This is a genomic window from Ideonella sp., from assembly GCF_041914305.1.
Classification (GTDB): domain Bacteria; phylum Pseudomonadota; class Gammaproteobacteria; order Burkholderiales; family Burkholderiaceae_C; genus Ideonella.
Map to the genome: position 1 here is coordinate 331278 of NZ_JAYSDQ010000002.1, position 14247 is coordinate 345524.

14 protein-coding genes are annotated in these 14247 nt (G+C 68.8%); 9 read left to right on the top strand and 5 right to left on the bottom strand.

The window, feature by feature from the left end:
- Nucleotides 1–123 precede the first annotated feature (123 nt).
- The 7 genes from ACE3SG_RS04265 to ACE3SG_RS04295 all read left to right on the top strand — a co-directional run bounded on the left by ACE3SG_RS04265 (nucleotide 124) and on the right by ACE3SG_RS04295 (nucleotide 5922).
- On the top strand, nucleotides 124–792 hold the full coding sequence (locus ACE3SG_RS04265; RefSeq protein WP_374562765.1) for an energy transducer TonB: 669 nt from the start codon (nucleotides 124–126) through the stop codon (nucleotides 790–792).
- A gap of 104 nt (nucleotides 793–896) precedes the next feature.
- A complete protein-coding gene (locus ACE3SG_RS04270; protein ID WP_374562767.1) occupies nucleotides 897–1727 on the top strand; it encodes a MotA/TolQ/ExbB proton channel family protein in 831 nt (276 codons plus the stop codon).
- Nucleotides 1728–1838: 111 nt separating this feature from the next.
- A complete protein-coding gene (locus tag ACE3SG_RS04275; RefSeq protein WP_374562768.1) occupies nucleotides 1839–2270 on the top strand; it encodes an ExbD/TolR family protein in 432 nt (143 codons plus the stop codon).
- 13 nt (nucleotides 2271–2283) lie between these two features.
- On the top strand, nucleotides 2284–2706 hold the full coding sequence (locus tag ACE3SG_RS04280) for an ExbD/TolR family protein (RefSeq protein WP_374562769.1): 423 nt from the start codon (nucleotides 2284–2286) through the stop codon (nucleotides 2704–2706).
- Nucleotides 2707–2801: 95 nt separating this feature from the next.
- The gene (locus ACE3SG_RS04285; protein ID WP_374562770.1) at nucleotides 2802–4010 is read left to right on the top strand and encodes a hypothetical protein; all 1209 of its coding nucleotides are present in this window, start codon (nucleotides 2802–2804) and stop codon (nucleotides 4008–4010) included.
- 26 nt (nucleotides 4011–4036) lie between these two features.
- Nucleotides 4037–5008 carry an MBL fold metallo-hydrolase gene (locus ACE3SG_RS04290; protein ID WP_374562771.1) on the top strand — a complete coding sequence of 324 codons (972 nt, stop codon included), beginning with the start codon at nucleotides 4037–4039 and terminating at the stop codon, nucleotides 5006–5008.
- 107 nt (nucleotides 5009–5115) lie between these two features.
- Nucleotides 5116–5922 carry an SDR family NAD(P)-dependent oxidoreductase gene (locus ACE3SG_RS04295; protein WP_374562772.1) on the top strand — a complete coding sequence of 269 codons (807 nt, stop codon included), beginning with the start codon at nucleotides 5116–5118 and terminating at the stop codon, nucleotides 5920–5922.
- 31 nt (nucleotides 5923–5953) lie between these two features.
- Here the strand turns inward: ACE3SG_RS04295 and eda are convergent, their stop codons facing one another.
- The gene (gene eda / locus ACE3SG_RS04300) at nucleotides 5954–6580 is read right to left on the bottom strand and encodes a bifunctional 4-hydroxy-2-oxoglutarate aldolase/2-dehydro-3-deoxy-phosphogluconate aldolase (RefSeq protein ID WP_374562773.1); all 627 of its coding nucleotides are present in this window, start codon (nucleotides 6578–6580) and stop codon (nucleotides 5954–5956) included.
- A 162-nt stretch (nucleotides 6581–6742) separates the two neighbouring features.
- The gene (gene edd / locus ACE3SG_RS04305) at nucleotides 6743–8566 is read right to left on the bottom strand and encodes a phosphogluconate dehydratase (RefSeq protein WP_374562774.1); all 1824 of its coding nucleotides are present in this window, start codon (nucleotides 8564–8566) and stop codon (nucleotides 6743–6745) included.
- Nucleotides 8567–8701: 135 nt separating this feature from the next.
- Between edd and ACE3SG_RS04310 the strand changes: the two genes are divergently transcribed.
- A complete protein-coding gene (locus ACE3SG_RS04310; RefSeq protein ID WP_374562775.1) occupies nucleotides 8702–9289 on the top strand; it encodes a gamma-glutamylcyclotransferase in 588 nt (195 codons plus the stop codon).
- Between the two features lie 7 nt (nucleotides 9290–9296).
- Here ACE3SG_RS04310 and ACE3SG_RS04315 read toward each other — a convergent pair whose 3' ends face one another.
- A complete protein-coding gene (locus ACE3SG_RS04315) occupies nucleotides 9297–9938 on the bottom strand; it encodes an NTP transferase domain-containing protein (protein ID WP_374562776.1) in 642 nt (213 codons plus the stop codon).
- 136 nt (nucleotides 9939–10074) lie between these two features.
- On the opposite strand from ACE3SG_RS04315, the gene pdxH reads away from it, so the two are divergent.
- On the top strand, nucleotides 10075–10710 hold the full coding sequence (pdxH, locus tag ACE3SG_RS04320; RefSeq protein ID WP_374562777.1) for a pyridoxamine 5'-phosphate oxidase: 636 nt from the start codon (nucleotides 10075–10077) through the stop codon (nucleotides 10708–10710).
- Nucleotides 10711–10722: 12 nt separating this feature from the next.
- Here pdxH and ACE3SG_RS04325 read toward each other — a convergent pair whose 3' ends face one another.
- Nucleotides 10723–13494, bottom strand: coding sequence for a PAS domain-containing protein (locus ACE3SG_RS04325; RefSeq protein ID WP_374562778.1), 2772 nt, complete (start codon nucleotides 13492–13494; stop codon nucleotides 10723–10725).
- Nucleotides 13495–13656: 162 nt separating this feature from the next.
- Nucleotides 13657–14193: a peptide-methionine (S)-S-oxide reductase MsrA gene (gene msrA, locus ACE3SG_RS04330; protein ID WP_374562779.1), complete on the bottom strand. Its 537-nt coding sequence runs from the start codon at nucleotides 14191–14193 to the stop codon at nucleotides 13657–13659.
- Nucleotides 14194–14247 lie beyond the last annotated feature (54 nt).

Consider the following 14247-nt stretch of genomic DNA (forward strand, 5'->3'; position numbering starts at 1 on the left):
AATCATTAGGGTGAAGCCTATATCGATCGAGATTAACTCCGCGCTATAGTCTTCGATCCGGTGGCCCTCGAGGCTGCGTTTTGATGACAAGACAGCGCCCAACTTGGCGACTGGAGGAACCGAGTGAACTACGCAGAAGCGCAGCGCAATCCGACCAAGCATCCGGTCGGACTCAGCGTTGTCATCGTGCTGCACGTGCTACTGGGCTATGCGCTAGTCAGTGGCTTGGCACGTCGAGTGGTCGAGGTGGCGATCAAGCCGGTCGAGACCAAGATCATCGAGGAGGTCAAGCCTCCGCCGCCGCCAGAGCCTGAAAAGCTGCCGCCCCCGCCGCCGAAGATGCCTCCGCCGCCGGTCTTCGCGCCGCCGCCGGAAGTCAACGTGGCAGCACCGCCAGTGCAGGCCCCGACCGTGGCAGCCACCACCGTCGCTCCGCCGCCCACCGCCCCGGCCCCCGTGGTCGCGGCAGCGCCGCCGGCCCCGCCGGCCCCGGCACGCGTGGCCACCCCCGCCCGCATCGATTTCGCCAATTGCGAAAAGCCCGAGTACCCCGCAGCGGCCCGCCGCGCCGAAGCCACCGGTGTCACCCGCGTGCGCTTCAGCATCGACGAGACCGGCCACGTGGTGAAGGCCGAGGTGACCGGTTCGTCCGGCTCGTCACGCGAACACCGACAACTCGACAAGGTGGCCGTCGAAGCCCTGAGCCAGTGCCGTTTCAAACCCGGCATGGACGAGAACGGCAAGCCCGTGGGCGCCTTCTCGAACGTCGAGTACGTCTGGAAGCTCGACTGATCCCAGCCTAGCCCCGCCCCCGATTCTTTCTTTTCACTAAGGCGCAGATCGCTGCACCAACGGCACGACGTTGCGCCACTGACCCATTGCCCCCTGGAGGAAACATGTCTTTGATGAAAATCGTGCGCGCCCCCTTCCTGGCCGCCTGCATCGCCCTGATGGGCGCCGTCGCGATCACCCCGGTTGACGCACTGGCTCAAGAAGCCGCTTCGGCACCTGCCGCCACCACCGACACCGCCCCGGCCGGCGTGGTGACGCCCGAAGTGAAGAAGGAAACGATCGACAACCCGTACGGCCTCGAAGCCCTGTGGACGCAAGGTGACTTCGTCGCCCGCGGCACGCTGATCATCATGATCATCATGTCGATGGGCAGCTGGTACATCATCTTCACGAAGATCTGGGAACAGTCGAAGCTGATGAAGAGCGCCAAGGCCGCTGCCGACACCTTCTGGACCGCCGGTTCGGTCAAGAAGGGTGCCGAGACGCTGGACGAAGCCAGCGCCTTCCGCTACATGGCCGAACAAGGTCTGAAGGCCGCTGACCACCACGAAGGCAGCCTGGTCGAGCAAATCGACCGCCACACCTGGATCGGCATGAGCGTGCAGCGCTCGGTCGACAACATCAACAGCCGCCTGCAAGACGGCCTGGCCTTCCTGGCCACCGTCGGTTCCACCTCGCCGTTCGTCGGCCTGTTCGGTACCGTCTGGGGTATCTACCACGCCCTGACGCAGATCGGTATCTCCGGCCAAGCCTCGATCGACAAGGTCGCTGGCCCGGTGGGTGAAGCGCTGATCATGACCGCCTTCGGCCTGGCCGTCGCGGTGCCCGCGGTGATGGGCTACAACTGGCTGATCCGCCGCAACAAGGGTGCGATGGAACGTGTTCGCGCCTTCTCGGGCGACCTGCACAACGTGCTGCTGGCCGGCAAGCGCTGATTGGGGCCCGGCGCCGCTCAGGCGGCGCTGCCCCCAGCGGGAAACCCTTCCCGCTGGGTGGCACGGCAGGCAATCTGCCGCCCCTGTTGCGAATGAGCGAAGGAATTCGAGATGGCCATGACTGTAGGCGCCGCCGATGGCGGTGACGAAGAGCAGATGAATTCCAGCATCAACACCACGCCCCTGGTGGACGTGATGCTGGTGCTGCTGATCATCTTTCTGATCACGATTCCCGTGGTGACCCAGTCGGTGCAGCTGACGCTGCCCAAGGAAATCAACGTCCCCACACAGACCAAGCCGGAGAACATCCTGCTGGCGGTGACCAAGGACGGCGACATCTACTGGAACACCAAGAAGATGGCCGACATGGAGACCATCGTCGACGCGCTGAAGAAGGAATCGATCAAGGAACCCCAACCCGAAGTGCACATCCGCGGTGACGAGAATGTGCGCTACGAGTCGGTGGGCCGCCTGATCGTGGCCTGCCAGCGCGCGGGCATTGCCAAGGTCGGGTTCATCACTGAACCGCCGGCCAAGAACTGAAAGGACCCCCACCATGGCAATGAGCGTTGGCTCCGCCGGTGAAGACGACATGATGGTGGAAATGAACACCACGCCGTTGATCGACGTGATGTTGGTTCTGCTGATCATGTTCATCATCACGATCCCCGTGCAGACGCACGCGGTGAAGATGAACATGCCGGTGAACTCTCCTCCCAATGTGACGACACCGCCGGAAGTGATCGAGATCGACGTCGACTTCGACGGCACGATCGCCTGGAATCACGAACTGGTCCCCACCCGCGCCGACCTGCAGGCCCGCCTGTACCGCACGGCGCAGATGGCGGATCAGCCCGAGGTTCACCTGAACCCCAACAAGCTGGTCACCTACAAGTACGTGGCCATGGTGATGGCCGAGGCGCAGCGCCTGGGTGTCACCAAGATCGGTATCGTTGGCAACGAGAAGTTCATGAACTGATCGTCTCAAAACGTATCGCCGGGGATCGGCCGTCAGCGGTTCGGTCCCCGTTTGCGTTTTGACCTGCGACTGTCTTTCCTTTCCGGACCCGCCTCATGAAATCCCTGCGTGCCCTCACCTTGGCCCTGGTGGCCGCCGGCTGCCTGACCGTGGCCCACGCCCAGAACGTCCGCCCCGAAGTGGGCAAACCGCTGCAAGCCGCCGGCGACCTGCTGCGCGCCGGCAAGGCCCGCGAAGCCCTGGCCAAAGTGCGAGAAGCCGATGCGGTGGGTGGCAAGACCGCCCAGGAACAGCTGATGATCGACCGCATGCGTGGCTCGGCCGCGCAGCGCGCCGGCGACAACGCAACGGCCATCCAGGCATTCGAATCGGCCTTCAACTCGGGCAAGCTCAGTGGGGCCGACCAGGCCCAGGTGGCCGAGTCGCTCGCCTTTGCCTACTCGCAGCAGCGCGACAACGCCAAAGCCAGCCAGTGGGCGAGCCGCGCCCAGCAGCTGGGTGCCAACAGCGCGCAACTGAAGCAGTTGCAAAGCTACCTGCAGTCGCAAAGCGGTGACTATGGCGCGATCGCGAAGGACGCCGCCGCCGCCGTGTCCGCCGCCGAGCAGGCCGGCCGTCGCCCGGAAGAAAACGACCTGCTGCGCCTGGCCGATGCCTACCAGCACACCAATGCCAGCGCGGCCCAGAGCGCCACGCTCGAAAAGCTGGTCGCCTACTACCCGAAGAAAGATTACTGGGCCGCCCTGCTCGGCCGCCTGCCCCGCAAGCCCGGCTTTGCCGACCGCTTCGCGCTCGACGTGCTGCGCCTGAAGCTGGCCACCGGCAACCTGAGCAAGACCGAAGACTTCATGGAAATGGCCCAGCTGTCGCTGCAAGGCGGCTACCCGGCCGAGGCCAAGGCCATCGTCGACAAGGGCTTTGCCTCGGGCGCCCTCGGTACCGGCGCCGAAGCCGAACGCCACAAGCGCCTGCGCGACCTGGCCAACAAGCAAGACGCCGAAGTCCGCGCGAACCTGGAAAAGAACATCGCTGCGGCCACCGCGGCCAAGGACGGCAACGACCTGGTCCAGGTCGGCACCGTGCTGGCGAGCATGGGCCAAGCCGAGCAAGGCGCGGCGCTGATCCAGCAAGGCATCGCCAAAGACGGTTTGAAGCGGCCCGAAGATGCCAAGCTGCGTCTGGGCCAAGCCCTGGCGCAAAACCCCAAGACCCGCTCGAAGGGCCAACAGACGCTGCGCAGCGTGCAAGGCACCGACGGCGCTGCCGACCTCGGCCGCCTGTACGCGGTGCTGGCCGCGCAGTAAGCAAGTCGCGGCGGCGTGATTCAGCCATGAGTTCACCCGCCGCTCCCCTGCCCGACAGCCTGCAAGCGCTGGGTCATGGCGTCTACGCCATCGACACCGGCTTCCAACGGCCGCGCTTCGACGCGGCCTATTTGTTGGTCGACCAGGGCCGTGCGGCCTTTGTCGACACCGGCACACGGCACGCGTTGCCGCGCCTGCTCGGCGCGCTGCAGGCGCTCGGCCTGCCGCTGGGCGCGGTCGACTGGGTCATCCCGACCCATGTGCACCTCGACCACGCCGGCGGCGTCGGCCCGCTGATGCAGGCGCTGCCGAACGCCCGGCTGCTGGTCCACCCGCGCGGCGCCCGCCACATGATCGACCCGAGCGCGTTGTACCAGGGCGCCCTCGCCGTTTACGGCCAGGCCGAGATGGAGCGCTCGTATGGCGAGTTGGTGGGGGTCGACGCCGAGCGCGTGCAGACCAGCACCGACGGCATGACGATCACGCTCGGCGCGCGCACGCTGGAATTGATCGACACCCCTGGGCACGCTCTGCACCACCACTGCGTCTGGGACCCGGTCTCGCGCGGCTGGTTCACCGGCGACACCTTCGGCATCTCGTACCGCGAGTTGGACAACCCCGCCGGCGAGCCCTTTGTCTTTCCCGCGTCGACACCGGTGCAGTTCCAGCCCGACGCGCTGCGCGGCTCACTGGCCCGCCTGCTGGCCCGCGAACCCGAGGTGGTCTACCTCACGCACTACGGCCGGCTCGACCAGGTGCCGTCACTGGGCCGCCAGTTCCTGCGCATGCTGGACGACGTGGTGGCGCTTGGGCGCGCTGTTCGAGACGACCCGCAACGCCACGACGCGCTGTGCCGGGGCCTGCGCGCGCTCTACCTGCGCAGCGCGCGCGAGCACGGCTGCAGGCTGGCCGACTCGGCGATCGACGAGATCCTCGCGATCGACATCGAGCTCAATGCACAAGGCATGGCCGTCTGGCTCGACCGCGAAAAACGCTGACCTTTTCGGCGCAGGGGCAAGCCGCCCGGGCTTCGCGAGGCCAAACCCGGCCGCTACACTGACCGATTCCCCCTCGCCAACGCAGCGCCATTGACGGCGCACCTGCCATGCTGAACCCCGCCTCTTCGACCCGCCCCCACTTCGGCCTCGGTGGCCGCGTGATCGTGATCACCGGCGGTGGGCAAGGCATCGGCGCCGCGTGTGCCGAGCGCTTCGCTGCCGAAGGCGCCAAAGTCGCGCTGTGGGACGTGAACCTCGCCGCCGCGCAAGCGCTGGCGCAGCGCCTGACCGATGCCGGTGGCCAGGCCGAAGCGATGCCCTGCAACGTGGCCCGCAAGAGCGAAGTCGATGCCGCCCTGGCCGCCACGGTGCTGGCCTTCGGCCGCGTCGACGGCTTGGTCAGCAATGCCGGCATCTTTCGCGCCGCAGACTTTCTCGACGTCACCGAAGACGACTGGGACGCCGTGATCGACGTCAACCTCAAAGGTGCCTTCCTGGTCGGCCAGGCAGTCGCGCAGCAAATGGTGCGCCAGGGCCAGGGTGGCGCGATCGTCAACATGTCGTCGGTCAACGGCTCGATGGCGATCGCCAGCATCGCCAGCTACAACGCCAGCAAGGGCGGCATCAACCAGCTGACGCGGGCGATGGCGCTTGCGCTGGCCGACCACCAGATCCGCGTCAACGCCGCGGCCCCCGGCACCATCGCCACCGCGCTGGCGCGCGAGGCCGTGTTGACCAGCGAAGAAGCCAAGCAGCGCATCCTCGGCCGCACGCCGATGAAGCGGCTGGGCGAGCCCGAAGAAGTGGCCGACGTGGTGGGCTTCTTGCTCAGCGATGCGGCCCGCTACATGACCGGCGAAATCGTGCACATCGACGGTGGCCGCATGGCGCTGAACTACACCGTGCCGGTCTGACCCTCGCCGGCCATGCCGGCGACGCCCGGCCCTAACGCCGCAATGCAGCGGCTTCTGCCGCCAGTCGGGTGATCCGGGCCCAGTCGCCGCTCTTGACCGCGTCGGCGGGTGTCAGCCACGAGCCACCGCAGACCTTCACTTTCGGCAGCGACAGGAACTCGGGCGCGCTTTGCAGCGTGATACCGCCGGTCGGGCAGAAAGCCACGTCGGGGAACGGCCCGGCCAGAGCCTTCAGCATCGGGATGCCGCCCGCCGCCGTGGCCGGGAAGAATTTCAGGAACGACAGGCCATCGGCCTGCGCCGCCATCACCTCGCTCGCGGTCGCCACGCCAGGCAACAGCGGCAGGCCGATCTCGCGGCAAGCCGCCCCCACCTCGGCCGTGTAGCCCGGGCTGACGCCGAAGATCGCGCCCGCCTGCCGCGCCGCGCGGGCATCCGCCGCCGAGCGAATGGTGCCGGCCCCGACGATCGCGCCGGGAACGTCACGCACCATCGCCTCGATCGCCCCCAGCGCCACCGGCGTGCGCAAGGTCACCTCAAGCACCTTCACCCCACCTTCGACCAACGCGCGCGCCAGCGGCACAGCGTCTTCGAGCCGGTCGATGACGATGACCGGAATGACCGGCCCCTGGTTAGCCAGTTCAAGCGTGTTCAGCATATTCAATGTTCAATCAAACCAAGACAAGACCAGGAACCGAAGTTGACGTCTCAGGCGCTCCGCAGGAGCCGCCGCCCTTCAAGCGGCGTGCGCGGATCCGGCTCTGCCGGTCCGCTGCGCGAGCCCCCCTGGGGGGCAGCCCCCAGAGGGGGCGTGGGGGCCTCATAACCACGTGCAAGCCCCCTCTTCAGCGCTGTTGACATTGCGGCGCATGCCGGCAAACAACTCGCGGCCCAGGCCATGGGCGTGTTCGTCGGCCATCGCCTCGCTGCGCTTGGCGGGGGTGCGGGCGGCCCATTCTTCGGCCGGCACCAGTGCGGCCAGGCTGCCGGTGGTCGCGTCGAGGCGGATCAGATCACCGTCGCGCACCTTGCCCAGCGGCCCGCCGGCGAGCGCTTCGGGGCTGACATGGATCGCTGCCGGCACCTTGCCCGACGCACCGCTCATGCGGCCATCGGTGACCAGCGCCACGCGGAAGCCCTTGCCCTGCAACACCGCCAGCGGCGGCGTCAGCTTGTGCAGCTCGGGCATGCCGTTCGCGTGCGGGCCCTGGAAGCGCACGACGACGACGACGTCTCGGTCGAGCTCACCGGCCTTGAAGGCGGCGTGCAGGTCTTCCTGGCTGTCGAAGACGCGAGCCGGGGCCTCGATGATGTGGCGATCGTCCGGCACCGCCGAGACCTTGATCACCGCACGGCCGAGGTTGCCTTGCAGCAGCGCCAGGCCGCCAGTCGGCGAGAAGGGATCGGCGGCGGTGCGCAGCACCGCGGCGTCACCGCTGTCGGCCGGCAGCTTGGCCCAGCGCACCCGCTCGCCGTCGAGCTGCGGCACGTCGGCATAACGCGCCATCCCACCTTCGGCGACGGCGCCTGCGTCGGCGTGCATCAGCCCGGCCGACATCAGCTCGCGCAACACGAACGACGGGCCACCCGCGGCCTGGAACTGGTTCACGTCGGCACTGCCGTTCGGGTAGACACGCGCCAGCAGTGGCACCACCGCAGACAGCTCGGAGAAGTCGTTCCAGTCGATCAGGATGCCGGCCGCGCGCGCCACCGCCACCCAGTGGATCAGGTGGTTGGTGGAGCCGCCGGTTGCCAGCAAGGCCACCATCGCGTTGACGATGCTGCGCTCGTCGACCAGGTGGCCGATGGGCAGGTCACGCCGGCCGGCGCGCAGGCTCAGCACGGTGGCCACCGCCTCGTCGGTCAAGGCCTGGCGCAGCGGTGCATGCGGGTGCACGAAGGCGGCGCCGGGCACATGCAGGCCCATCGCCTCCAGCAGCATCTGGTTCGAATTGGCGGTGCCGTAGAAGGTGCAGGTGCCCGGCGAGTGGTAGGCCGCCTGCTCGGCCTGCAGCAGCTCGCTGCGCCCGACCAAGCCCTGCGCCGCCTGCTCGCGCACCTTGGCCTTGTCGTTGTTCGACAGGCCCGAGCCCATCGGCCCGGCCGGCACGAACACACAAGGCAGGTGGCCGAAGTGCAGTGCGCCGATCAACAGGCCCGGCACGATCTTGTCGCAGATGCCCAGCAGCAGCGCCGCATCGAAAACGTCGTGCGACAGCGCGATCGCGGTGCCCATGGCGATGGTGTCGCGCGAGAACAGGCTCAGCTCCATGCCGGCGTAGCCCTGCGTGACGCCGTCGCACATCGCCGGCACACCGCCGGCGACCTGCGCGGTGGCGCCCAGGCGGTGCGCGGTCGCGCGGATCTGCGCCGGGTAGCCTTCGTACGGCTGGTGCGCCGACAGCATGTCGTTGTAGGCGGTGACGATGCCGATGTGCGGCGCCTTCTCGGCGACGATGCGCAGCTTGTCTTCGCCCGGCATCGCGGCGAAAGCGTGCGCCACGTTGGCACAGCCCATGCGGTCGGCACCGCGGGGCCGTTGGCGCAGCGCGTCGACCCGTTTCAGGTAGGCGCCACGCGCGCTGGCACTGCGCTCGCGGATGCGGTTGGTGACCTGGGCCAGAACGGTGTTCAAAGTGTTCATGGCAGACGGTGGAAGAGAATCCAGTGGATGTAACCCATGGACAGATTATCAGGTAACTTGGTTACATGGTCAAACCAAGATGCAAACCTGTGACGAGGGTGCGGACAGCCTGCTAGATTCGCCGGCATGGATGGCATGGACCATGAAGCGCTGACGCTGCGTGACCCCGCCCCGCTGCTCGAACGCACCCTGCACGAATGGGGCGGCCGCGAGGCGCTGTGGATCTTTGGTTATGGCTCGCTGCTGTGGCGGCGAGAGTTCGAAACCGACGCCGAAGTGCCGGCGCAGGTGCACGGTTGGCACCGGGCGTTTCGCATGCGCTCGCGCGTCAACCGCGGCACGGCGGCCCAGCCGGGGCTGGTGTTTGCGCTGATGGCCGGCGGCTCGTGCCATGGCGCGGTGTTTCGCGTGCCGCTCGAGCGCGCCGAGGCCGAGCTGAGGCAGCTGTGGCTGCGCGAGATGCCGACCGGCGTCTACGACCCGCGCTGGCTCGCTTGCCGCACGCCCCGCGGCACGATCAACGCGCTGGCCTTTACCCTGCACCGCAGCAGCCCGGGGCACACCGGCCGGCTGGCGGACGCGCAGATGCGGCACATCCTCGCCCATGCACAGGGCCGCTATGGCAGCACGCTGGACTACTTGCGTGAAACCGCGTTGGAACTTCGCCGCCGCGGCATCCGCGACCGAGAGGTCGAGCGGCTGATGCGGCTGGCCGGCGATTGAAGCCGGCTCACGGCCTCGTGGACGACGCGTTGGTATTGGCCAGGTGGGCGCGCAGGCTGGCGAGATCGGCCTCGGTGTCCATGTCGAGCAGCACGCCGGGGTCGTCGACCTCCACCGCCTGCCCCGGGAAGCGAGCCAGGATGCGCCGCGCACCCTCTTCGCCGCTCAGGCGCACCAGCTCGGAGAACAGCTCGCCGCCAAACGCCACCGGGTGACCGCGCCGCCCCTGGTATTGGGCGTAGGCCACCGGGTGCGGCCCGAGGCCGGCGGCAACCGCCGCCATCGTCGACGGGCGCACCAGCGGCATGTCGGCCGGCATCACCAGCCAGCCGCCCGCGCCCGGCCGGGCCGCGACGCCGGCGGCGATCGAATCGCCCATGCCGCCCGGTGCAGCGCCGCCGTTTTCGCCCAGCACCACGATGTCGCGCTTGGCGACCAGGTCGGCCACTTCGTCGGCAAAGCGCGCGGTCGTGACCACGAGCACCGGCAGGCCGCTGGCCAGCGCGTTGCGCACGGTGCGGCCCAGCACGCTGTCGCCGTCCGCATGGCCCTGCCCGAGGCCCAGCGGTTCGGCCAGTTTGTGCCGTGGGCCGGTGTAGCGGCTGCCCCGCCCGGCGCCCAGCACGATGATGGTGGGTGGCGTCTTCATTCTGTTGGACCGTCCCCTCGAAGCCCCTGTCGGCTTCGCCCAAACGCAAGTTGTTGTGGTGACCCTAGGATGGGAGCGATGGGTCGCAGGTTCCAGTGGGACGATCACCTAAGGCCTAGCCCCTACACTGCGCTGCATGGATGATCTGGCCGCGCTGAGAAAAAGCTATGAACGCGCCGAGCTCGACGAATCGGCTTCGGCCGCCGAGCCCTGGCAGCAGTTTTCCCACTGGCTGAATGAAGCCATCACCGCCAAAATCCCCGAGCCCAATGCGATGACCTTGGCCACCGTGGGCGCCGATGGCCGGCCGTCGACCCGCATCGTGCTGATCAAGGGCTTCGATGCGCAGGGCATCGTCTGGTACACCAACTACGAAAGCCGCAAGGGCCACGAGCTGGCCGGCAACGCTTTCGCGGCGCTGCAGTTCCACTGGGTCGAGCTGGAGCGGGTGGTGCGCATCGAAGGCCGGGTCGACAAGGTCAGCGAGCAGGAGTCGGACGCCTACTACCGCTCACGCCCGCTCGACTCTCGCCTGGGCGCCTGGGCCTCGCCGCAAAGCCAGGTGATCGGCTCGCGTGCAGTGCTGGTGGCCAATGCGGCCAAGGCCGCCGTGCAACATGGCTTGAACCCGGCGCGGCCACCGCATTGGGGCGGCTACCGCCTGCAGCCCGACCGCTGGGAGTTCTGGCAGGGCCGCAAATCGCGCCTGCACGACCGCCTGCGCTACCGCCTGGTCGACGGGGCCTGGCTGCGCGAGCGGCTGGCGCCGTAGCCGGCGCGCGGGTCAGCCCCGCCCGAGCCGCTTGGCCAGGGCGTCCATGTCGGCCAAGAACTGCTGCAGGTTCAGCGGCTTGGTCCAGTACTCGTTGAAACCCGCCGCCAGCGCCTGGGACACGTCTTCGGGCATCGCATTGGCCGACAGCGCCACGAAGCGGCAGGCCGACAGCGCCGGCTCGGGGCGCAGGCGTTTCATCACGTCGATGCCGTTCATGTCGGGCAACTGCAGATCGAGCAGGATCAGGTCCGGCACGCTGGCCAGGGCCTGGTGGATGCCGCTGCCGCCATCGGGCGCGCTGTCGAGCACGATGCCGGGCCGCAGGCTCAGCATCTCGCGCACCAGCATCTCGTTGACCGGGTTGTCTTCGATGTAGAGCACGCGCAACGTCGGCGCGGCGGTGTCTGCCACGGCGGGTGCAGCCGCGGCGGGCGGTGCCGTGGGTTCGACCATCTCGCCCGGCGCCTGGGCCGTGGCCGCGTCAGCGCCCTGCTGCGCGCCAGGCGCTGGCAAGCGCACGCTGAACCGGCTGCCTTCACCCAGCCGGCTGTCGACCGACAACTCGCCGCCCATCCCGGTCACCAGCTGCTGCACGATGCTCAGGCCAATGCCCGTGCCGGGGATGCCCTCGCGCTCGGCCCCGAGGCGGTTGAAGGGCTCGAACAGGCGTTGCAGCTGCTCGGGCGACAGGCCGCGGCCGTCGTCGTGCACGGTCAGCTCCCAGGCGGGCTGCTCGGCCATCACCGTGGGCCGCAGGTCGAGCCAGACACGGCCGCCCGGCTGGTTGTACTTGATGCCGTTGGTCAGCAGGTTGATCAGCACCTGACCCAGCCGGCGCCGGTCGGCCAGCACCGCGGCATCGGCCGCCACCGCATCGGCCACGACCTCGACGCCGGCATCGGCGGCCAGCGTGGCGACCCAGGGCAAGGCGTCTTGCAGCACATCGGCCAGCGGCACCGCCTGAACGTCCACCACGCGGCCGCCCTGGTCGGCGCGCGACAGCTCCAGCAGGTCGTCGATCAGGCCCAGCAGGTGCGTGCCGGCGGCCCGGATGTGGCCCAGCCGCTCGGCCTGCGCCTCGGGCAGCGCGGCGTCGTGCGCCATCAGGTCGGCAAAGCCCAGCACCGCGTTCATCGGCGTGCGCAGCTCGTGGCTCACGCGGGCCATCAGCTCGGACTTGGCGGCGCTGGCCTGCTGCGCCCGGTCGCGCTCGCGGGCCAGTTGCTCGACGCGCCGGCGCTCGGTGATGTCGACGTTGATGCCGGCCACCGCGACGGCGTTGCCGTTCGAGTCGCGCACCGCGCGCCCGTTGGATGCCAGCCAGCGCCGCGTGCCATCGGGCCAGGTCACCTCGAACTCGAACGTGAGCCGCTCGCCGGTGGCAATGCACTGCTTCAGCCGCCGCAGGGCCTCGGCGTCGTCGTCCGGTCGCATCGTCGCGTCGACGATGTCCTGCAGCGGCCGCGGGTCGTCGGCATCGAGGCCGCGCAGCCGGTACATCGTCGGGCTCCAGTAGACGGGCATGCCATCGGGGGCGCGCCGCTCCCACACGCCGATGCCGGCCGCCTCGATCGCGAACTGGTCGCGCTGGCGCTCGAGCTCCGAGCGTTGCTCGGCGCGCCGGCGCTCGGTGATGTCGACGTGGATGCCGAGCGAGACACGGTGGCCATGGCGCATCAAACGGCGCGTCCACGACTGGATCCAGCGCTCGCTGCCGTCCGGCGCGAGGGTGCGGAAGGTCACGTCCGACGCCGGCGTCCACTGGTGGTAGTGCACCTCCTGGCGCGCCGCCATCCAGCCGCGGTCAGCCGGGTGCACGTGGCGGCTGATCCACTCGTCCAGGCTCGGCGGGCCCTCTGCCGGCTGGCGGTGGTGCATGCGGTACATCTGCTCGTCCCACTCGAAGATGCCTGCATCGAGGTCGCGCCACCAGAAGCCGACGCCGATCGTCTCGGCCACCATCTGCATGCGCTCGAGCAACGACAGCGACCGCTCGCGCTCGCGCACCAGCTCGCTCACGTCGAGCGACATGCCGCGCAGCGCGACCGTGCGGCCGAGCTCGTCGCGCATGCGGTAGCGGCGGGTCAGCAGGTGCTTGTATTCGCCGGTCGAATCGCGGTAGCGCGCCACCGCCTCGACCAGCCGGTCGGTGCCCATCGCCTCTTCGGCCGCGCGCTCGATCAGGCCGCGGTCTTCGGGGTGGATCGCGGCGCGCACATCGGCCAGGCGCACGCCCTCGGGGTGCCGGTCGGCGCCGAGGATGCGAAAGCCCTGCTGGTTGTAGAACACACGCTGCGCCGCCAGGTCGATGTGCCACAGCGAGATGCCGGCCATCGTCAAGGCGCGGCCGATCACGCTTTCGTCTTCCCACTGTGCGCTGTAGGTGTCGACCGCGTCGGTGTCGTCGATGACGAGCGTCCAGCGCAGCGTTGCCGCCGCCTGGCTGGCGGCCGGCGTCGCGCTCAGCAGCTGAAGGTGGCGCACCGCGCCGTCGTTGCGCAGCACGCGGCAGCGCAAGGCGGCAGGCGCTGCGCCGCCCTCGGCAGGCCGCGCCAGGCCCGGCCACGCCTCGCGCACGCGCTTGGCATCTTGCGGGTGCAGCCGGCCGAGCAAGCCGCCAGCGGGCACGCCCTGCGCCGGGTCCATCCCGAGCATGCGGAAGGTGGCGTCGTCCCAGCCTTCGGCATCGGTGGCGGTGTCTTGCCAGAGCCGGCCCAGGCGACCAGCGGCGCACAGCAGCGCTTGCGCGTCTGGTTCAAGGGCCGGTGGGGCTTCGATCATGAACAGCGGCAGCCGGTTCGTGGTGGGAGTAGCACCCTGAACACAGTGTAGCGGCGAGGCTGCCGCCCCCGGCACCGCACCCGGCCCCTGTTGCCAGGGTTTGCGCCAGGACCGCACGGCGCCTGGCGCCGACGCGCCCAGGCGCCCAAGCGCCCAAGCGCTCTACGCCGGCTTCATCAGCCGGGTGAAGCTGTGGCGAAACTTCTCGACCTTGGGCGCCACCACGAACGCACAGTAGCCCTGGCCAGGGTGCTGGACGAAGTAGTGCTGGTGGTAGGCCTCGGCCCGCCAGTAGTTGGCCACCGGCTCCAGCTCGGTGACCGCGCGGTTGCCGGTGGCGGCATTGACTTCGGCCAGCACCTCGCGTGCGACGGCGGCCTGGGCCTCGTCGTGGGTGTAGATGCCCGAGCGGTACTGCGGCCCCACGTCGTTGCCCTGGCGGTTGCGTGTCGTCGGGTCATGGATGCTGAAGAACACCTCCAGCAGCTCGCGCAGGCTCACCACCGCCGGGTCGAACTCGATCTTCACGACCTCGGCGTGGCCGGTCTCGCCGCCGCAGACCTGCTCGTAGCTCGGGTTCAGCACCTGCCCGTTGCTGTAGCCCGACTCGACGGCGACCACGCCGCGTACCTGCTCGTAGACCGCCTCCAGGCACCAGAAGCAGCCGCCGGCCAGGGTGATCGTTTCTGTCTTGCTCATGCTCGCGTTTCCTTGGTTGCCAAGTCTGTCGGCGACGTGAGTTAGAACCTTACG

Bases quoted from the DNA above. Each gene is read 5' to 3' on its own strand.
- ACE3SG_RS04270 (WP_374562767.1), top strand. From the start codon at position 897: ATGTCTTTGATGAAAATCGTGCGCGCCCCCTTCCTGGCCGCCTGCATC.
- ACE3SG_RS04275 (WP_374562768.1), top strand. From the start codon at position 1,839: ATGGCCATGACTGTAGGCGCCGCCGATGGCGGTGACGAAGAGCAGATG.
- ACE3SG_RS04280 (WP_374562769.1), top strand. From the start codon at position 2,284: ATGGCAATGAGCGTTGGCTCCGCCGGTGAAGACGACATGATGGTGGAA.
- ACE3SG_RS04285 (WP_374562770.1), top strand. From the start codon at position 2,802: ATGAAATCCCTGCGTGCCCTCACCTTGGCCCTGGTGGCCGCCGGCTGC.
- ACE3SG_RS04290 (WP_374562771.1), top strand. From the start codon at position 4,037: ATGAGTTCACCCGCCGCTCCCCTGCCCGACAGCCTGCAAGCGCTGGGT.
- ACE3SG_RS04295 (WP_374562772.1), top strand. From the start codon at position 5,116: ATGCTGAACCCCGCCTCTTCGACCCGCCCCCACTTCGGCCTCGGTGGC.
- eda (WP_374562773.1), bottom strand. From the start codon at position 6,580: ATGCTGAACACGCTTGAACTGGCTAACCAGGGGCCGGTCATTCCGGTC.
- edd (WP_374562774.1), bottom strand. From the start codon at position 8,566: ATGAACACTTTGAACACCGTTCTGGCCCAGGTCACCAACCGCATCCGC.
- ACE3SG_RS04310 (WP_374562775.1), top strand. From the start codon at position 8,702: ATGGACCATGAAGCGCTGACGCTGCGTGACCCCGCCCCGCTGCTCGAA.
- ACE3SG_RS04315 (WP_374562776.1), bottom strand. From the start codon at position 9,938: ATGAAGACGCCACCCACCATCATCGTGCTGGGCGCCGGGCGGGGCAGC.
- pdxH (WP_374562777.1), top strand. From the start codon at position 10,075: ATGGATGATCTGGCCGCGCTGAGAAAAAGCTATGAACGCGCCGAGCTC.
- ACE3SG_RS04325 (WP_374562778.1), bottom strand. From the start codon at position 13,494: ATGATCGAAGCCCCACCGGCCCTTGAACCAGACGCGCAAGCGCTGCTG.
- msrA (WP_374562779.1), bottom strand. From the start codon at position 14,193: ATGAGCAAGACAGAAACGATCACCCTGGCCGGCGGCTGCTTCTGGTGC.